The 20,251-nt window shown below is 32.1% G+C and carries 18 protein-coding genes; 9 read left to right on the forward strand and 9 right to left on the reverse strand.

The features are described 5' to 3' along the window. The first annotated feature begins 52 nt into the window (after window positions 1-52). Complete coding sequence (locus tag IEV63_RS11080; protein WP_188406885.1) at window positions 53-1,570, forward strand: GH3 auxin-responsive promoter family protein; 1,518 nt, start codon at window positions 53-55, stop codon at window positions 1,568-1,570. A gap of 98 nt (window positions 1,571-1,668) precedes the next feature. Here the strand turns inward: IEV63_RS11080 and IEV63_RS11085 are convergent, their stop codons facing one another. After that, window positions 1,669-3,081: an MBL fold metallo-hydrolase gene (locus IEV63_RS11085; protein WP_188406886.1), complete on the reverse strand. Its 1,413-nt coding sequence runs from the start codon at window positions 3,079-3,081 to the stop codon at window positions 1,669-1,671. A gap of 253 nt (window positions 3,082-3,334) precedes the next feature. Between IEV63_RS11085 and IEV63_RS11090 the strand changes: the two genes are divergently transcribed. From IEV63_RS11090 to IEV63_RS11115, 6 genes are all read left to right on the forward strand, one after another. After that, window positions 3,335-4,453: a TlpA disulfide reductase family protein gene (locus IEV63_RS11090; protein ID WP_188406887.1), complete on the forward strand. Its 1,119-nt coding sequence runs from the start codon at window positions 3,335-3,337 to the stop codon at window positions 4,451-4,453. A gap of 114 nt (window positions 4,454-4,567) precedes the next feature. Next, window positions 4,568-5,203: a flavin reductase family protein gene (locus IEV63_RS11095; protein ID WP_188406888.1), complete on the forward strand. Its 636-nt coding sequence runs from the start codon at window positions 4,568-4,570 to the stop codon at window positions 5,201-5,203. Continuing rightward, entirely contained in the window at window positions 5,204-5,341 is a 138-nt protein-coding gene (locus IEV63_RS11100) for a DUF2256 domain-containing protein (RefSeq protein WP_188406889.1), read from the forward strand. A gap of 27 nt (window positions 5,342-5,368) precedes the next feature. After that, on the forward strand, window positions 5,369-6,673 hold the full coding sequence (locus IEV63_RS11105; RefSeq protein WP_188406890.1) for a DASH family cryptochrome: 1,305 nt from the start codon (window positions 5,369-5,371) through the stop codon (window positions 6,671-6,673). A gap of 48 nt (window positions 6,674-6,721) precedes the next feature. Then, entirely contained in the window at window positions 6,722-8,260 is a 1,539-nt protein-coding gene (locus IEV63_RS11110) for a cryptochrome/photolyase family protein (protein WP_188406891.1), read from the forward strand. A 45-nt stretch (window positions 8,261-8,305) separates the two neighbouring features. Continuing rightward, window positions 8,306-8,815 carry a hypothetical protein gene (locus IEV63_RS11115; RefSeq protein WP_188406892.1) on the forward strand — a complete coding sequence of 170 codons (510 nt, stop codon included), beginning with the start codon at window positions 8,306-8,308 and terminating at the stop codon, window positions 8,813-8,815. Window positions 8,816-8,838: 23 nt separating this feature from the next. On the opposite strand, the gene IEV63_RS11120 is transcribed toward IEV63_RS11115, so the two are convergent. The 3 genes from IEV63_RS11120 to IEV63_RS11130 are packed head-to-tail and all read right to left on the reverse strand — an operon-like array spanning window position 8,839 to window position 10,840. Then, on the reverse strand, window positions 8,839-9,348 hold the full coding sequence (locus IEV63_RS11120; RefSeq protein WP_188406893.1) for an Aq_1264-related membrane protein: 510 nt from the start codon (window positions 9,346-9,348) through the stop codon (window positions 8,839-8,841). Continuing rightward, window positions 9,341-9,937, reverse strand: coding sequence for an FMN-binding protein (locus IEV63_RS11125; RefSeq protein WP_188406894.1), 597 nt, complete (start codon window positions 9,935-9,937; stop codon window positions 9,341-9,343). The genes IEV63_RS11120 and IEV63_RS11125 overlap by 8 nt, the downstream gene beginning before the upstream one ends. A gap of 3 nt (window positions 9,938-9,940) precedes the next feature. Next, window positions 9,941-10,840, reverse strand: a complete 900-nt coding sequence (locus tag IEV63_RS11130) for a DUF6607 family protein (RefSeq protein ID WP_229737235.1) — start codon at window positions 10,838-10,840, stop codon at window positions 9,941-9,943. 115 nt (window positions 10,841-10,955) lie between these two features. On the opposite strand from IEV63_RS11130, the gene IEV63_RS11135 reads away from it, so the two are divergent. Further along, window positions 10,956-13,079 carry a TonB-dependent receptor plug domain-containing protein gene (locus IEV63_RS11135; RefSeq protein WP_188406896.1) on the forward strand — a complete coding sequence of 708 codons (2,124 nt, stop codon included), beginning with the start codon at window positions 10,956-10,958 and terminating at the stop codon, window positions 13,077-13,079. 12 nt (window positions 13,080-13,091) lie between these two features. Then, complete coding sequence (locus IEV63_RS11140) at window positions 13,092-14,510, forward strand: HmuY family protein (protein ID WP_188406897.1); 1,419 nt, start codon at window positions 13,092-13,094, stop codon at window positions 14,508-14,510. Between the two features lie 145 nt (window positions 14,511-14,655). On the opposite strand, the gene IEV63_RS11145 is transcribed toward IEV63_RS11140, so the two are convergent. From IEV63_RS11145 to rpsU, 5 genes are all read right to left on the reverse strand, one after another. After that, the gene (locus IEV63_RS11145) at window positions 14,656-16,695 is read right to left on the reverse strand and encodes a protein-disulfide reductase DsbD family protein (RefSeq protein WP_188406898.1); all 2,040 of its coding nucleotides are present in this window, start codon (window positions 16,693-16,695) and stop codon (window positions 14,656-14,658) included. After that, window positions 16,665-17,981 (reverse strand): tRNA lysidine(34) synthetase TilS, encoded by a 1,317-nt coding sequence (gene tilS, locus IEV63_RS11150; RefSeq protein ID WP_188406899.1) that lies wholly within the window; start codon window positions 17,979-17,981, stop codon window positions 16,665-16,667. The genes IEV63_RS11145 and tilS overlap by 31 nt, the downstream gene beginning before the upstream one ends. Before the next feature lies 1 nt (window position 17,982). Next, window positions 17,983-19,296, reverse strand: a complete 1,314-nt coding sequence (locus IEV63_RS11155; protein WP_188406900.1) for an anthranilate synthase component I family protein — start codon at window positions 19,294-19,296, stop codon at window positions 17,983-17,985. Then, window positions 19,297-19,842 (reverse strand): NADPH-dependent FMN reductase, encoded by a 546-nt coding sequence (locus tag IEV63_RS11160; RefSeq protein WP_188406901.1) that lies wholly within the window; start codon window positions 19,840-19,842, stop codon window positions 19,297-19,299. Between the two features lie 130 nt (window positions 19,843-19,972). Next, complete coding sequence (gene rpsU, locus IEV63_RS11165; protein WP_188406902.1) at window positions 19,973-20,167, reverse strand: 30S ribosomal protein S21; 195 nt, start codon at window positions 20,165-20,167, stop codon at window positions 19,973-19,975. Between the last annotated feature and the right edge of the window lie 84 nt (window positions 20,168-20,251).

Consider the following 20,251-nt stretch of genomic DNA (forward strand, 5'->3'; position numbering starts at 1 on the left):
AAATAAAAATCGTTTTTTTACGATTGTAAAATTCGTAAAATAAACGCAATTTATGCCGATTCCTATAGTAAATTCTATCGCTTCTTGGTTTTTGAAAAAAAGAATTCATCATATGGAATTATTTATGAAATACCCCAACGAAGTACAACACGAATTATTAATCAATTTAATTCGCTTTGCTAAGAAAACAGAGGTTGGTAAAAAGTATGATTTTCAAAGCATAACATCGTATAAAGAATTTACAAATCGAGTTCCTGTTCAAACTTATGAAGATTTTGAAGCAGATATTGAGCGTTCTCGATTGGGAGAAAATAATATTTTTTGGCCTTCGCCTATCAAACTTTTTGCAAAATCCAGCGGAACCACAAATAGCAAAAGCAAATTTATTCCTGTAAGTGAAGAAGCGCTTGAAGAATGCCATTTTACTGCAAGCAAAGACATGTTGTGCCTGTATTTAAACAATAACCCCGATGCTTCGCTTTTTTTAGGAAAAAGTTTACGACTTGGTGGCAGCAAACAAATTTACCAAGACAATAAATCTAGCTATGGCGACTTGTCTGCTTTATTAATCGATAATATGCCTTTTTGGGCAACCTACAGTAGCACTCCAAGTAATGATATATCGCTTATGGGAGATTGGGAAACCAAAATGCAAGCTATCATAGACGAAACCATACACGAAAACGTAACTAGTTTGGCCGGTGTTCCTTCATGGATGTTGGTTTTACTTAACCAAGTACTTGAAACTACAGGTGCCAAAAATATAAAAGAAGTTTGGCCTAATTTAGAGGTATATTTTCATGGTGGTGTTAGTTTTGCTCCGTACAAAGAACAATACAAAAAACTTATTCCAGATCATAATTTTAGGTATTACGAAATTTATAATGCATCTGAAGGCTTTTTAGCTGCAAAAGATAAAAATGATAGCGATGAATTGCTTCTGTTTTTAGACTACGGCATCTTTTATGAGTTTATACCCATGGATACCTACGGAAACGAAGTAGAAAAAATAATTCCGCTAAGCCAAGTTGAAGTTGGAAAAAATTATGCCATGGTCATTACTACCAATTCTGGATTATGGCGCTATAAAATAGGCGATACCGTTCGCTTCACTTCTACATTACCCTATCGCATAAAAGTTTCTGGAAGAACCAAACATTTTATTAATGCTTTTGGTGAAGAATTAATTATTGAAAATGCAGAAAATGCTTTAAAACAAACTTCAAAATTACATGCTGCTGAAATTGCTGAATACACAGCCGCTCCTATCTTTATGGATGGAAAAGAAAAAGGTGCGCATGAATGGATTATTGAGTTTAATAAAGCACCAAAAAACTTTAGTGAATTTGCAAAAACATTAGATAAAGAGCTTCAAAAACTAAACAGTGATTACGAAGCTAAGCGCCTGAATAATATGACCCTAAATCCACTAAAATTAATTGTAGCAGAGAAAGGTCTGTTTTATAAATGGTTAAAAATAAATGACAAATTAGGTGGCCAACACAAAATACCAAGACTGGCTAATAACCGAAAGTATGTAGATGAATTGTTAGTCTTAAATAAGAATTAATATTGCATAACACACTTTTCTATTAATTTGTAGTTGCCTAAATAAAATAACCACACCTACTTTATTTATTACAGGTGTGGTTATTAATTTTAAAAAAATTACAACAGACTTGTCGGACAAACATATTCTGTTAGTTTGGCTTCTTCATTTTCTAAAATCTCATCGAATCCACCACGAACATCAACAAAATTATCCCAACCGCGTTGTTTTAGCATCGATGCAGCGATCATACTTCGGTAACCCCCTGCACAGTGTAAAGCAAATTTTTCATTCTTCGGAAAAGTAGATAAATATTCGTTTAAGTTTCCCAAAGGGGTGTTTTCAGCACCAATTAAATGTTGACTATTATATTCATTTTTCTTTCTAATATCAAAAACTTTCATTCCTTTTTCTTGTTCTGTTAACAAGGTTGAAACTTCAATGCGCTCCAATTGGTCTATTTCTTTATTAGCTAATTTCCAAGCTTCAATTCCGCCTTTTAAGAAACCAATAGCATGGTCGTATCCAACTCTTGCTAAACGAATAATGCTTTCTTCTTCTTTACCAGGGTCTGTTATCAATAAAATTTGCTGTTTAATATCAGGAATTAACTCGCCAACCCACATAGCAAAATTATTATCTAAACCAATGTTGATAGAGTTAGGAATGAAAGCATCTTTAAAGGTTTCTGCTTCTCTTGTGTCTAATAAAAGTGCTCCAGTTTCGTTAGCTGCTGCTTCAAAAGCATCTGGAGACAAAGGTTGTTGCCCACGATCAATTACATCATCGATGCTGTCATAGCCTTGTATATTCATCAACACATTTTTTGGAAAATAGCCTGGAGGTGCAGTTAGCCCTTCTAGTAATTTTTCTATAAATTCTTCTTTAGGCATATCTTGCAAAGCATAATTAGTTTCTTTTTGATTGCCTAAAGTATCGGTTGTTTCCTTACTCATCATTTTTCCACAAGCACTACCAGCGCCATGATTTGGATAAACAATTAAATGGTCTGCAAGCGGTAGTATTTTATTGCGCAATGAATCGTATAAATGGGCAGCCAGTTTTTCTTCTGTTAAATCTTCAATTACGTGTTGTGCCAAATCTGGTCTTCCAACATCTCCAATAAACAAGGTATCTCCAGTAATAATTCCATGTTGATTTTGATGCTCATCGATTAACAAATACGTTGTCGACTCCATGGTATGACCTGGTGTATGCAAGGCTTTTATAGTATAATCTCCAACTTTAAACAGCTGATTATCTTCTGCAATTAGCGCATCGAACCCAGGCTTTGCTGTAGGTCCGTAAACAATAGTTGCTCCGGTTTTTTTAGCTAAGTCTAAATGACCTGAAACAAAATCTGCATGAAAATGCGTTTCAAATACATATTTAATCTTAGCATGATCTTTATTAGCTTTGTCGATGTAAGGTTGTACTTCTCGAAGTGGATCAAAAATTGCTGCTTCTCCATTACTTTCAATATAATAAGCTGCGTGAGCAATGCATCCTGTGTAAATTTGTTCAACTTTCATAATCTGTTATTTTAATTTAAAGCTAAAATAAATGGATACTAATTTTCTTTATGTTACAAAAGTCACATTAACAACTGAAAAACAAAGGAATATGATTTATGTCAGTTTTTTAGTTCAACTTAGCATTAAGGCATGATGATTTATAAAAAACTAAGCTAGAATTAAACTTGAATTGAAAAAGATTACTAAAAAAACGCAGATTAGTTGAGATACGCTATTGTCTTTAGTACTTTTGCAAAAAAATAATATTATAATGAAGAATACAATTTTTATTTTATATGTAGTTAGTCTTTTATGGGCTTGCGATACTTCAACAAACGAAGTAGTACTCACAGCTGATGCTTCTGGAATTGCTGAAAATTCTAAAGTTTACTTATCGAAATTAGGAGAAAATAACCAACAAATATACGTCGATACAAGCTTAGTTGAAAACAAAAGCTTCAGTTTTAAGCTTAATCAGCAAAACGAACAAGAGCTCAATTTAATTCGAATTGATGGAACACTAGGAAATTTTATTTTTGTTAACGAGCAACAACCCATGCAACTAACAATTGACCCTTTAGATCTTCGTAACTCTACCATAAAAGCAGGAAAACACAATCAACTCTTAAAAGATTATTTCGATAACTTAAAAAAACTGAATGAAGACAATAAAGAAATTCAGGAAAATATGAACAATGCATTCAGAAATGGTAACCAAACAAGTGTTGCAGAATTACGAAGCATTCAAAGAGAAATAGAAAAAGAATCGATTGAAGAACGAAAACAAATTATCGAAAACAATCCCGAATCGGTTGTTAGCTTAATGATTTTAGGTGATTTAATTAATCGTAAAAAAATAAATAACCAAGAAGCAAAAAACTTTTTCGCTAACTTAGGGAAAAATATTAAAGACCATAATTTAGGAAGAAGCCTTCAAGAACAAATAGCAAAAGTAGGTGCTACCGATATTGGAGCAGTTGCCCCAGATTTTTCTGGACCGACTCCAGATGGAAACAAATTAAGACTAAAAGATGCCATGGGTAAAATTACACTTATCGATTTTTGGGCATCGTGGTGCAAGCCATGTCGTATAGAAAATCCAAATATTGTAGATGTATATCAAGATTACAAAGACAAAGGTTTGGCCATAGTACAAGTTTCATTAGATAAGCAAAACCAGCAAAGAGCCTGGACAAACGCAATTGAAGCTGATAATTTAGGCGATTGGCAACACGTTTCTAATTTAATGTTTTGGAAAGATCCTATTGCTGTTAAATATGGAATTCGTTCTATTCCCGCTGCATTTTTAATTGATGAAGATGGTGTAATTATAGGTAAAAATTTAAGAGGAAGACAGCTCCGCGAAAAAGTTAGCGAATACCTAGACTAAACCCATTTCTAAATAATTTTTATGGATGCTGCTTTTTCTTAAGGCAGCATTTTTTGTTTAATTATTAACACAAAATAATTAAACAAAATTTAATTTTATGCTTCAAAAAAAATCATGAAGCATTTAGATAAATCTCAGATTGCCAACCTTCCCCGCTTTGAGCGAATGAATTTAATTAATTCTTGTGGCGGAATTAAATCTGCAAACTTGCTAGGAAGCTGTAATGCAGCGGGCAAAACCAATTTAGCTGTTTTTAATTCGGTAATACATTTAGGAAGTAATCCACCACAACTTACCTTTACACTACGCCCTGTAACTGTAGAACGGCATACTTACACTAATTTAAAAAATACTAGATTTTTTACCATTAATCATATTCATCAACACATCATAGAAAAAGCCCACCAAACTTCTGCTAGTTATGATGCAGCTATCAGTGAATTTGATGAAGTAAAGCTAACAGAAGAGTATATTTCGAACTTTAAAGCACCTTATGTAAAAGAATCCCGAATAAAAATGGGATGTTCTTTTGAAAATGAATACCCTATAAAAGAAAGTGGATGCATTGTTATCGTTGCTAATATTGAACATATTTATTTCGATGAACACATTCAGTCTAAAGACGGTTTTCTAGATTTAACTAAAGCAGAATCAGTAGGAATTATTGGCTTAGATGCATATGTAAAAACAGAAATGCTGGATCGTTTTAGTTATGCCAGACCTGAAGAAGAGCTTAAATCTATTCTGTAAATGGCGCACAAAAAACAACACCTACCTAGTAAAATATGTAAAACCTGTGAAAAATCTTTTTCTTGGCGAAAAAAGTGGGAGAAAAACTGGGATGATGTAAAATACTGTAGTGAGCGATGCAGAAGAAACAAAAATTAAAGTAGTAAATCTTTAAATTGATTATTCATGAAAAAAGAAATAAATATAGTTTGGTTTAGAAACGATTTACGGGTTAGCGACCAACATTCTTTATTTGCCGCTTGCCAAGAAAATTTACCTGTGTTGGGTGTATATGGTTTAGACCCTAGGCATTTTGAAGAAACAAAATACGGTTTTAAAAAAACTGAAAAATACAGAGCAAAATTTCTTTTAGAAAGTTTAAAAGAACTCCAAGAAAACTTGAAACAGCTAAACATCAATTTGTGTGTACAGCACCAAAGAACAGAAGATATTTTTAAAAGCTTAAATCAAGAATATTCCATAAAACAAATATTTTGCCAAAAGGAATGGACTCAAGAAGAAGTAAACCTACAGAAAACAATTGCTAAGCTATTACCCGAAACCAAGTGGACAGAACAATATGACCAATTTTTGTTTCATCCAGAAGACATTCCTTTTTCGAATTTCAATGAAATTCCTGAAATTTATACTGAATTTAGAAAATCTTGCGAAAAACAATCTCAACCTAGAAAAACACTAGCAAAACTTAAACCAATTTCTGAAGAAAATGTTGAAGATAAATCATCTAAAATTCCAAGTTTAACCGATTTAGGTTTTGAAGATTTCGAAATTGATTCGCGTTCTGCGTTTCCCTTTAAAGGTGGCGAAAGTCAAGCTTGGAAACGCATAAATCAGTATTTCTGGGATACCAAGAAACTTCAATATTACAAGAAAACAAGAAATGGCTTACTAGGGCAAGATTACAGCTCAAAACTTTCAGCTTGGTTAGCCAACGGAAGTATTTCTGCAACTCAAATTTATTGGGAAGTAAAAGAATTTGAAAAGGAAGTCAAAAAAAATCAAGATACGTATTGGCTCATATTTGAATTAATTTGGCGCGATTACTTCAAATATGTTTCACTAAAACATGGTAATAAAATCTTTCAATTAGGAGGGATTTTAAACAAAGACTATAATTGGGGAAATTCAACTAAAGCATTAAATCAGTGGATTAACGGACAAACCCCCGAGCCTTTTGTGAACGCAAATATGATAGAAATTCTGGAAACCGGTTTCATGAGCAATCGTGGACGCCAAAACGTAAATTCGTATTGGGCAAAAGAATGGAAACAAGATTGGCGTATTGGTGCAGCTTACTTTGAAGCTATGTTAATCGATTATGATGTGCATTCTAACTGGGGAAATTGGATGTACAATAGTGGCGTTGGAAATGACCCAAGAGATAGAAAATTCAATATAAAAAGCCAAGCAGACCGCTACGATAGTAATGGCAAATTTCAGCGAACTTGGTTGCAAGAATCATTATTTTAATAAGTCTAAGCCGAAGTCAATAACATAAAAAGCTAAAGAAATAACAGAATGAAAAAATCAATACGATTAATATTAGGCGATCAACTTAATTTGAAGCACTCATGGTTTGAAGAAAAAAAAGATGATGTAATTTACTTTATGGCCGAGATGAAACAAGAAACCAATTATGTAAAACACCACATTCAAAAAGTTGTTGCCTTCTTTCTTTCGATGCGAAATTTTTCAGAAACACTAGAAAAACAGGGCCATAAAGTAATTTACTATAATTTAGATGATGAAAGAAATCAACAAGATTTAGTAAAAAACTTAAAACAAATTATCAAAGAAAATAATGCTAAAGCTTTTCAATATTTATTACCAGATGAATTTAGATTAGATAAACAACTGAAGGATTTTTGTGAAGAATTATCTATCGAGACCAATGCAGTAGATACAGAACATTTCTACACCCAACGCAAAGATGTGGCGAAGTTCTTTGAGGGTAAAAAAGAAATGACCATGGAATATTTTTATCGAGATATGCGTAAAAAGCATGAAATTATGATGCTAGACGATAAAAAACCTGAAGGTGGCAAATGGAATTTCGATAAAAGTAATCGCAAAAAATGGACAGGCAATCCTAAAATTCCACCGCATAAAAATTTTAAGAAAGATGTTACTAAAATCATTAATTTATTAGAGCAAGAAAACATTGAAACCATTGGTAGAATTGAAGCCAGAAATTTTTCTTGGCCCACTAGCCGTGAAGAATGTTTAAAAGTACTGGATTATTTTTGCAAGAAACTACTAGTCTATTTTGGTGATTATGAAGATGCTATGCATACCGATGAAAAGTTTTTATTTCATTCACGTTTATCTTTTGCCATGAATACTAAAATGTTATCTCCTAAAGAAATTGTAGGCACTACCTTAGACTATTATTACGAACATAAAGATGAAATTGATATTTCTCAGGTTGAAGGTTTTGTAAGACAAATTTTAGGATGGCGTGAATTTATGCGTGGTATTTATTGGAAAGAAATGCCAGCTTACAAGCAACTTAACGTGTTAGAAAACACCAATAAGCTTCCTGATTTTTATTGGACAGGCAAAACAAAAATGAATTGCATGAGCCATGCTATTAATCAAAGTTTAGATGAAGCGCATGCACACCACATCCAACGATTAATGGTTACTGGTAATTTTGCTTTGTTAACTATGGTAGACCCAGACGAAGTAGACCAATGGTATTTAGGCGTTTATATTGATGCAATAGAATGGGTAGAATTAACCAATACTCGTGGAATGAGCCAATTTGCAGATGGTGGAATTGTAGCTACAAAGCCCTATGTTTCAAGCGGAAGTTACATTAACAAAATGAGTAATTATTGTAAATCTTGTCATTATTCCGTTTCCAAAAAGGAAGGAGAAAACGCTTGCCCTTTCAATAATTTATACTGGAATTTTCTGTATAAAAATCAAGAGAAATTTAAGAATAATCAACGCATGGGAATGATGATGAACTTGTTGAAAAAAATGAACCAAGAAACCTTACAAAATCACATTCAGCGTTCTGAAGAAATTATAAAGAATCCAGATCAATTTTAATTTGAAGCGCTAATCTTTTACATTTGTTATATAAACACTAAAAACATGAAATTTACACCAACCTTAAAATTATTTTTTGCTCTAAGTATAATCAGTTTGTGGAGTTGTGGCGAAAAAAGAGCAGATAAACCTGCAAGCGAAGTTCAGCAAGAAGTTGAAGAAAGCATTTCTGAAGACAGAAACAAAGAAAAAGCTAATGAAAACAATTCTGATACTAAATACACTAGCGAAAATGAAAATAATATAAATTCAGATTCAATTTCTACTGAAACTGAAGAAGATGTAATCGAATCTTACGATGAAGTAAAAGAAAAAATAAAAGATGCAACAGATGCCGACCAACTAATGAGCGACGCTCAAGAAGCAGCACGCAAAGCACAAAGAAAAGCAGAAGAGCAAACCAAATCCATGTTGAAAAAAGCTGAAGAAAACGCAAAAAAAACAATGGAAAAAGCGAACAAAAAAGCAGATAGTGCTTCAAAAGCATTGGAAGCAGAAAAGCAAAAAATTGAAAAAAAAGCTACACAGGGAAAGAACAAGTTGAAGGAAGAATAGAACAATCAATATCTTAAATAAAATCATAAGTTAAGTACATTATCGCTTGGCTTTTTTTTAATCAATTCTTTAGTAATAAACAAAACACTTAATACAAAAGAGAATATCATTAAGCTTCCAGAAATCATTACTATATATTCCATCCATGCAATATTCAACCAAACTAGGTAAATACCACCAAAAGTGAGTAAAACTGATAAAAGTGCTTCAAACATTAAAAACTTTTTTAAATAGCTCGCTATTGAAGTAAAATACACCAATATTGAAAGTAAAAAAAAGATAATAGACATCGATAAAATATGGGTGTGCGATATATTTAACATTTGGGCTTCGGTTTTTTTAAACTTCATTTCAATCGCTTCTAAATTATCTTCATTTCCTAAATAATTTTCTTCAATCCCATGTGGTGTTCCATTTGTAGTAAAATGCACAAAATTAATTCCAGTAAAAAAACCAATGCTCAGTACCAAAACAAACATCCCAACTAGTATTTTTAACTCGTTGGGAAGTTGAGATAATCTAAATTTATTCATTTAGTAATAATTTATGTTCAGCTAAATAGGCCAAATTATTCAATACTTGATGCGTGGCTTGTGTCATAGAACGGGCAGAAATTGTTGCTCCAGAAATGCCTTGTATATTTTCACCAAGTTTGGGTTCACTACTCGTGTCCATCTCTATAAATTGTTTTAACCAACGCTGGCTACCAATTTGTCTTCCGTGCTGTTCTCTGTAAATTAATACTTTTGATTTTAAAATCACTAAATCAGTATTCAAAATAACCAAATAATCAAAAACATCTTTCATAGAGTTCGCTTGACCTAAATAAGCATAAGCTTTTAAATTATCTTCAATTTTAATTTGGTAAACAAAGTCAGTTTCTATATTATATTTTATTTTTTGATTGATATTTTCAGGTAAAGCAATTAACTTTAATTCAATTTGTTCTGTTTCAAAAAGATCATTTAAAGCTTTATTCATTTTTTGCTGTAAACGTATATCTGGCTCATTTAATTTACTATCAAATGCAAACAAAACAAACGAAAAAACACACAAGCCTGCAAGTAAAATCAATTGCTTAATCCGATATACTTTAAGTAGTAAATTTGAAATCTGCATCATTTCTTATTCAATTACAAATTCGGAAAACACCTTTTGTACATGGTTTTCATTTTCAACACCTTCTTTAGGTATAAGGTGCATAAACATGGGTTTATCATCAACTGTTTTAGCTAATTTTAAACTGCCTTTTCTATCATAAACTTCATCCCATTTTTTGTTTACCATTTCCCAATAAGCTTCATTGGCTTGCCACCATTCTTTGGCTTTTTTACACTTTTCATCATCGACTTTTGTGTAGGTATTAAAGCCTTTTTCTTCTGCAATAAGTACATCTTCTACTCCATCTGTACGAAGAATTTTTTTGTTGTCTTGTTCGTGTACCCAGCCAAAATTTGTTATTTCATGACGATTGCCACGTCTCATTACATTATAATCGTCTCGTTTAGTATATTCTCTTCTCGGAAGTGGCGAATCATTATCAGATTCCCAAAAATGTTTACCATCATAATGTATCCAAGTTGCTGTACCTGCATATCTAGGACTATCGTCTACTTGATATACTTTTTGAGTCCAAGTTCCTTTAATATCTTTTTTTTCTTGTTCAAAAAAATTCCATTGATTATTTTTATGAAAAGCAAATGTAGTTGGGTCTTCGTAGGTCCAATCTTGACGCCAATGTTTAATCACTCGACCTTCTCCTACTAACAAAATATGTTGAATTGAAATCTCACCTTTTTTATCAATAATTACTTCAGCCCATTCTAAAGCTCCCGATGTATAATCATAAGCTTTTTCATAATCTACTTCTGGAGCAAATGTTTCGGTGTATTTGAAACTCACTTCATAACAACCGCACATCGATTTGATAGCTTCTACATCTTCTTTGTATTTTTTTCCTTGTGCAAAAACAAAACCGGTAATTAATAAATATGCAAAAAAATACTTTAAATCATTCATTATCATATCACTATGTTTTAATTAATAAAATTTTGCAACAAATATATAAATTTATTTAGATTTAATAAAGATAATTTTATAGTTTTGTCAATGTTAATATTATTTAGACTTAATTAATATAATGAAGAAGTATTATTTATTTTTAATGATTATTTGTGTTTATTCTTCTTATGCACAAAAAGAAATTAAACAGAAAGCAAACAATACTTGGAAGGAAAATATAAAGGAAGTAGTTGTTACTGGTCAGATTAACCCACAATCAGTAAAAAAATCTGTTTATGAAGTAAAAGTGATTAATCGAAAAACTATAGAAAATTTGGCAGCTAATAATTTAGCTGATGTATTGAACCAAAGTTTAAACATCAATATTATTCCAAATACTTCAACAGGAAAATCAAGTGTTAATCTATTTGGGTTAGATGGTCAGTATTTTAAAATATTAATAGATAATATTCCCATGGTGAATGATGAAGGTATGGGAAACATGGCCGATTTAACCCAAATTAATTTAGATGATGTAGAACGTATTGAAATTGTTGAAGGTGCTATGGGAGTTGAATATGGTGCCAATGCCGTTTCTGGTATTATTAATATCATTACTAAAAAAACAACAAAAAAAAATTGGGAAATCATTCCTTTTATACAAGAGGAAAGCATTGGCAACGAGTATAATTTAAGCAATCAAGGGAGGCATATTCAATCCATAAAAATTGGAAAAAATATTAATGAAAAATGGTATACCAATGCTGTTTTTACTCGAAATGATTTCAATGGATTTTTAAATGAACAGAAAGGGAAAAATCATCCTTTTAATGATGGATTACGTGGTCATGAATGGTTGCCCAAGCTTCAAAACAACCTAAAAGCTTTAGTAAATTACCGCGGAAAAGTAAATGCATTTTACAAATTTGAATATTTTAATGAGGATGTAAATAGATATTCTAGGGAAGTTCGAACCAATTTCAACTCAGCCACACAAACTAGCAATCCAAGTGCATCAGACGAATATTTTTTTTCAGAACGGATGATTCACCATCTTAATTTAAATGGAAAGTTTCATAAAAAAACTCATTTTAATATTTCGCTTTCATATCAGCAACAAGTTAGAGACATCGAACAATTTACATATCGAATTTTACCACAAGAAAGAATTAATGTAGAGCGCACAGAATTTGAGTCTAGAAAAGTATTTTTTACTAGGGGAACTCTCAATGATTTTATTAAATTATCAAACATAAACATCCAATCTGGCTATGAGTTAAATTTAATCGACGGGTTTTCTTCACCCATGTCTAATCCATTAAGCGGTGACCAGGTAAACCGAAGTCTAAATTCTTATGATGTGTTTACAACCGCAGAAGTAAAAGCAACAGATCGCCTTTCATTTCGACCAGGAGCACGATTAATGTTAACTAATAAATTTAATCCATTATTAGCTGCTTCATTTACTACCAAATATATTTTTAAAAATGGGCTTGAAGTTCGTGGAATCTTAGGCAGAGCTCCAAGAACACCAAATTATGATGAGCTTTATACCTTTTTTGTAGATTCTAATCACGATGTACGTGGTAATGAAGCTTTACAGCCCGAAATTGGCACTTCATCTTTCCTACATCTAAAAAAGAAATTCTGGTTTAACGATTATAATTCCAGTTGGCAAACTAAATTATCTTCTTGGTATATTGATGTGAAAGATCGCATTGAACTTACGGTAACTAACAACACACCATTACAATTTCAATATAATAACATTGATTTGTTTCGCACATGGGGAATTGAAAATTCACACCAAATACAACATCACAATTTTGGTTTTAATTTAGGCATCTCACTGCGTGGTATATCTCAAGTTTTAGATAGTAGCAACTTTAATGATGATTTTTTATACACCATACAAGCCAATGCAAATTTAACTTATAAAATTCCGAAGTGGAAAACCAATTTAGCGCTGTATTACAAATATAACGGACCACAATATCAATTTATACAAGAACAAAACGAAGCAGGAGAAACCGAATTTCGAAGAGGAAAGTTGAATCCTTTTTCTTGGTTTGATGCCAGCATCAGAAAATCTTTTTTGAATCAAAATTTAGATGTAAGTCTTGGTGCCAGAAACCTTTTGGATGTAACACGAGTAAACACAACAGCCGCTGAAGGTGGAGCTCATAGTGAAGCTGCTTCAAACTTACTTTTAGGCTACGGAAGATCATTTTTTTTACGAATTCAATATAACTTAAACTTTTAAATTATTTACACTATGAAAAATTACTTTAATTACTTATGCATTTTTTTACTCGTTTTATCACTAAATAGTTGCACCGATGACGATTCGCAAACAACGACCACCAACTTTGTAGTTGCTTTTGAACAACCATCAATTCAACTTTCAAATGAAACCAATAGCAATACTATCGATTTAGTATTTTCTGAGCCAGCACCGCAAGAAGGTATGATTACAATACAAACAGAGTCTAGCAATGCAACTTATAATCAAGATTTTGCTACCATTCCAGAAGCAGTAAATGGCAATTTAGAAATTAGCTTTGAAGCAGGAGATGAAGCTGCATCCTTTCAATTAGAGCAACTTTCTGAAATAATTGAAGGTGAAGAAAAAAGCATTACATTTTCAATAACAGCTGTAAGTATTCCTGAAACTGTATTTTCTGGAAACACAAATTTAGTGGTTAACTTATTCGAATCTGCTGCATTAGGTGGAAACTTAGCACCCGAAGTTGGTGGCCCAAATCAACCTAATCAAGTCTATATTGATTTAAGCAGTCAACAAGAAACTGTAATTCAACGTGATGCTTGGGATTTAGCATTTTACAGCGGAAATACAAACCGTGTAGTATTAAACTATTCTACACAAATGGCAGTTGGTAAAACAGATTTTTACAATATTAGTGAAGTAAATGAATCAAACGTTGCACAACTAATACCACAAATTAGCATTGGTAATTTTAATCCTGCTAATATGGAATACATTGACCATCCAAGTGGTGACTTAGGTCAAACAGCTATGGATGTAGTAAGTGAAAACAATGAAGAAAACCCAGTTTACATTTTAAATTTAGGTAATGAAGTTGGCAATTCTACTCCGCAATTGGGTTCAGTAGATGTAGATGGTGAAGCAAAAGGACTTATAAAAATTCGTGTCTTACAGAATAATGAAGCCTATATTTTACAATATGCAGATGTAAATGAAACTGATTATACCGAAATTGAAATAAACAAATCACAAGGCTTTAATTATACTTTTTTCAATTTTGAGCAAGCTTCAACAGTAATCATTGAGCCTGAAAAAAATAAATGGGATATCAATTTTACAGTATTTACAAACGAAATTATGGGAGCAGGTTCATATATGTTTACAGATTTTGTTCTTACAAACCGTCAAGCGGAGGTAATGGCTTATCAAGTTTTAACGTCAGAAGTAAATTATGAAGAATTTAATTTAACCAACATAGACGAAAGTAATTTTGAATTAGACCAACGAAGTATTGGAAGTAATTGGAGACAAGGTGGAGGTCCCGGACAAGCACCAAGCCTAAGAGAAGATCGCTTTTTTATAATTAAAGATACTGACGGCAACTATTACAAACTAAGATTTACAGCTCTAGTAAGTGAAATTGGAGAGCGTGGAAATCCCGCTTTCGAGTATTCGTTAGTGGAATAAAATTATGAAGATGAACTTTGTAAATCTAAAAGCTCCTTTAACAAATTGTTAAAGGAGCTTTTTTTTAAGTCTAAATAAAATAACACAAAAATTTTATGAATTAAAAAAATTCCAATCTAGAAATTAGGAGCCAAATTATTAGCTACTAGTTTTCATTAAATTCTAGCAAACCTTGTTGAAGCCAAGCTAAATATTCATCCACATTTGGCATATAGGCAACAGTTTTATTCAACATTTGAAAATCAGCATTCATCAATACATAAAAGGGTTGCGAGTTATTTTCGAAATTCACAGTTTGAAAAGTAGCCCATTTATCACCAATAGTTTTAATTTGCTTAACACCACCTTTTGGGCGTTCGTAATTAAATTGCTGTTCTTGGGGTAATTCCTTACGGTCGTCTACATACAAGGAAATTAGAATATAATCATCTTGAATTACTTCAAAAACACGCGGATCGCTCCAAACTTGTTCTTCCATTTTACGGCAATTTACACAAGCCCAACCCGTAAAATCAAGTAAAATTGGTTTGTTTTCTGCTTTAGCCGCTGCAACACCTTCGTCAAATTCTTTATAAGCTTTTAAGCCTAAAGGCCCGTCGGTTTCTTTATCGTAAACACTATAAAACATAGGTGGCGGAAAACCACTAAGCAGCTTTAAGTTAGCATGCGATGTGTTGGTTAAACCGGGAATTAAATAAATAGCAAAAACCAAGGTAAGCACACCCACTATAACACGCATTGGCTTTAAAATAGGCTTTTGGGGATCGTGTGGAAATTTAATTTTTCCGAACAAATACAAAGTCATGGCTAGCGCAATTACAATCCAAATTCCGATAAATATTTCACGTTTTAAAAAGCCCCAATGTTCTACCATATCCGCATTCGATAAAAATTTAAAAGCTAAACCAAGTTCTAAAAATCCTAAAACAACTTTTAAGGTCGTCATCCAACCACCAGATTTTGGTAAGGAATTTAACCAATTTGGAAACAAAGCAAATAAGCCAAACGGAAGCGCTAAAGCTAAACCAAAACCACCCATACCAAAAGAAAGTTGAGTTGCTCCACCATCGCTAGACAAGGAACCACCCAATAATGAGCCTAAGATTGGTCCTGTACATGAGAAAGAAACTAAAGCTAAGGTAAGCGCCATAAAAAATACGCCAATTAATCCACCAACGCTAGTAGCTTTTTGATCTAATCGATTACTCCAAGATTGTGGTAAGGTAATTTCAAAATAGCCAAAAAAGGAAATGGCAAAAATAATGAATATGAAAAAGAAGAAAATATTTAAATACGTATTGGTTGAAATATTATTTAAAATTTCTGGATTAACCGAATCTAGTAAATGAAATGGAATACTGAGTATTAAATAAATAGCAACAATAAAAACCGCATACATAATGGCATTCAACAATCCGATTTTTCGTGTTCTTGCGCCTTTGGTAAAAAAGGAAACCGTTAACGGAATCATAGGAAAAACACAGGGTGTGAGCAAAGCAATAAAGCCACCAAAAAAACCTAAAAGAAAGATCGTAAAATTAGTATCTGGCTCTTCATTTTCCTTTTCTGCTACGGTAAATCGGTCTTCTTTTAAATCTATTTTTAAGGAGTTGGTTAGCTTTTGGTCAGCTTCATCTATTTCTATTTGTTGACCTGAAACCTGTAAATGCTGAGTAGTTAAATCGAAATTTAGCTCAAAAGCTTCAACATCGGGTGGCAAACACTTTTCGTCGTCGCAAATCATAAACAAGACATCTAAAAGCAAGGTTTCTTCAGCGTTGTTTACTTTGATTTTCTGAGTAAAAATGGCTTCATCTACAAAATACTTTAAATCTGTTTTGAAAATCTGGTCGAACTTTTCTATGCCTTTGGGTTCGGATGTTTCACCAATTAATTCGTAAGCATCGTTTTCGAAAACAAAGGTAAATTCTGTTGGAATCGGTCCATTTTCTCCTTCAGGGATTGGACGTTGTGAAGGCAAATGCCAATTTTCTGCAATGTTTGCTTTTATTTGAATTTCAAAAACATTTTCACCTTGTGGTATAGCATCAATTTCAAAAGAAAGGTGAGCTTCTTCTTGGATTGTATCTGGCTGCCCAAATTGAGCATTTATTGCTGTTGTAAATAAAAAAAATAAACTTGTAAAAACAAGAATTAAACTTTTAGGCAACTTATTTTTAGGCATTTCTTTGTGTTTTTGGTTAATTTAAATTTTTCACTAATTCGGTAGTTTACCACCCAAATAATTTCTTGATTAGAGCATAAAACCCAGGTTTGTTTTTTTATGGAAGTTGGCACTTTTTCATCTCTTAAAAAGTGAATAACTTTTTTACTATGCTTTAAACCTAACGGAAAAAATCGGTCTTCATTTTTAACCCATCGCAGACTTAAGGGAAACTTAAGTTTGTTAAAATCTAAATAGGCAATTTGATTTCCTAATTCTCCTAAATGCTCTGCTAATTCCAACTTTAAAACAGAATCCCCAAATTTAACTACTTTATTGGTTTCAAGTATATTAATTTCAATATTATTTGTTTGCTCTTGATTGATAAATATCAAAATTTGATTTCTATTTTTTTCTAAAGTATGGGTTTCAGAAAAAATCTGTTTACTGGTTTCTGCATTTTGCAAACTGTAAACGCTTTCCCAATCGGTAAAACCAAAAGGATGTAATAGTTGATACAAAATAGCATTGGGGTTAGGTAAAGTCTTCAATTTATCTAAAGCTAAACTATAATAAGTTGAATGATCTGTAATTAATTCTTTATACAGTAAAGCGGAATAATCTTCTAACAGATTTTGACTTTGTTGTAAGTGTTGAAGTGTTTGTTTAAAAGACGCCAATAAATTTGGGTTTTCATCTTTTAATAAGGGAATTATTTGATTACGAATTCGGTTTCTAAAGTAATCATCTTTTGCATTTGAAGCATCTTCGCGCCACTTCAAATTTTGTTTTTGTGCAAAGTCTATAACCTCGTTTTTGCTGAATGGAAGCAATGGTCTAATTACTTTATGAGTTTGTTGTGGCACACCTAAAAGCCCTTTTAAACCTGTACCACGGATGCTGTGCATCACATAATTCTCTAAACTATCGTTTAGATGATGTGCTGTAGCTATGTACTGAAAATCATGTTCTTCTGTTATTTCATAAAACCATTTATAACGCAATTTTCTCGCTGTTATTTGAATGGATTCTCCTGCAAGTTCGGCTTCTTTTTTAGTGTCAAATTGTGTGTTGTAAATTGGGCAATTTAATTGATTTGCAAGTGCTTCTACAAAAATTTGGTCTTGATTGCTTGCAGTTCCGCGTAACTTAAAATTACAGTGAGCAAGTGCTATTTTAATAGTACACATCTGCAATAAATGGGCTAAGACTACCGAGTCTACTCCTCCACTCACTGCTACCAAAATCTTTTTTTGATTAAGCATTGGAAAAGAAGAACTGATATGTTTTTTAAACTTATCTAACATGTTATCCAAAATAATTACTTTCTAATTTAGGTACTAAAACCTTTTGAAGCGCTTGTGCTTTTACCAAACATTCTTGAAATTCCTTTTCAGGAACAGATTTTTCGGTAATAGCACTTCCTACCATGTAACTTACATAGTTGACTTTTGCATTATATAAAATGCTTCTAATAACCACATTAAAATCAAAATTACCTGTAGGTGTAAAATAACCAATTGCTCCGCTGTATAATCCGCGTTTTGTGCTTTCGGTAGCTTCTATAATTTGCATAGCAGAAACCTTTGGAGCACCAGTCATGCTTCCCATTGGAAAAGTGGTTTGCAAGACATTTACAGGTGTTTTAGATGTTTGTAAATTAGATGTAATTGTAGAAATAAGTTGATGTACTTGTTTAAAGCTATAAGGCTCGCATAATTTTTCAACTTGTACACTTCCTTTTTCTGCTGTTTTAGACAAATCGTTTCTAACTAAATCTACAATCATTATATTCTCAGAACGTTCCTTTTGATCTTCTGTTAGTGCCTTCAACAATTTTTTGTCTTCTGTTGCGTCATCACTTCTTCGAGCTGTACCTTTAATAGGTTGGGAAATAATTTTTTTTCCTGTTTTTTTTAAATAACGTTCTGGGCTTGCACTTAAAGCGTACAAATCTTCAAATTTGCAAAAACTTGCAAATGGAGTTTGAGAAATTGCAGTTAAATCTTCGAAAGCTGTTAATGGATTAATTTTTGCGTTTTCAGCATAAAATTCTTGACAAAAATTCATTTCATAAATATCTCCACGATGAATATGCGAAAGTATTTCAGCAACTTTATCTAAGTAAGTAGATTTTGAAATTCTTGATTTTAAATTGGATAGGTGTACTTCAGAAGCTTCAGGAAATTTATAATTTTCGATTGCATCCCAATCGGTTTCAATTTCGTCTGCACAAATGTTTAAATATAAAACTTCACACTCATTTCCTTTAATTAAAAATATTTTTTGTGGTTGAAAAAAATATAATTCTGGGAAGTGCAAACCATCAAAATTAGCTGATGATAGATTTTCGGTATCATTTTTTAAATCGTAAGATAAATATCCAAAAATCCAATCTTTTGTAGTTTGTTGGTATTCGTCGAGTTGCTCAAAAGCCTGAAAAGCGTCAGTTTTTATCGCCGTAAATTCTTCAGCTGCTAAAATAGCGTCGTATTCTGCATACAAGCTCGGAAATTGATTGCTGTCTAACCAAACTAAGCTAGAAAATTGTTGTGCCCAAGCCAATAATGCTTTTTTAAATTTGTTTTGGTTTACAATAGTATGTGTTTGGCTTGTTCTCAATTAATTCAATAAATTTTGTTCAAAGTTAGTTACAACATCATCGAGTCCTAAAGCATACACTTCGTTGGTTAATTTTTTACTTGTATCATCAAAATTTTCACCAAAAGATGGAAGACTAAAGCTTTCTATAACTTCAGCACCAAAACGCGGAAATAAAATATCCCGAACAAAAGCTAAAGAAGATTTTGCTCCGCGATTTCCGGGCGATGTACTCATTAACAAGATTTTTTTGCCTTGTAAAAATTTAGCATCTACCCGAGAAAGCCAATCGATGTGATTTTTAAAAAAAGCTGAAGGAGCAGAGTTATGTTCGTTTACCGAAATAATCAAAGCTTGGTGATCGTCTATTAATTTTTTTAATTGCTTACTCGGATTTGGTAAGCCGTTGTTTTTTTCGATATCTTCAGAATAAATAGGCACATTATAGTTGCTTAATTCTATTTGAAGTACTTCATGCTGCGAAACTCTATTTAAAACATAGTTTAACAACTTGGCATTAATAGATGTACTAGAATTAGAGCCTGTAAAAGCTAATATTTTTTTCATTATCAATATTTAATTCAAAAATACGGTATTCGCTTATCGTTTAAAACATTTTATAGCTAAAAATAAGCCATAAAAAAACCAACAACTTATAAGTTGCTGGTTTGTATATATAGAACTGAACTTGTAACTATTACAGGTTCTCTTTTTCTTTAATCGACTGGATGTATTGCGCCTTTTTAATTTGCTGTCTCTTCGATACCGAAGGCTTAGTAAACTCTTTTTTATCACGCAAGGTTTGTAAAACTTTAGTATCGCGGAATTTTCTCTTTAAGCGTTTAAGCGCGCGATCTATTTTTTCACCATCTTTTACTTTAATTATCAACATATAATACTAGTTTATGTTTAGTTTAAATTTTTCGAGTTGCAAAGATATAAATAAATTAATTTAAGTAAGCTTAGAAAACTAAAT

Source organism: Psychroflexus salis (genome assembly GCF_014640175.1).
Classification (GTDB): Bacteria; Bacteroidota; Bacteroidia; order Flavobacteriales; family Flavobacteriaceae; genus Psychroflexus; species Psychroflexus salis.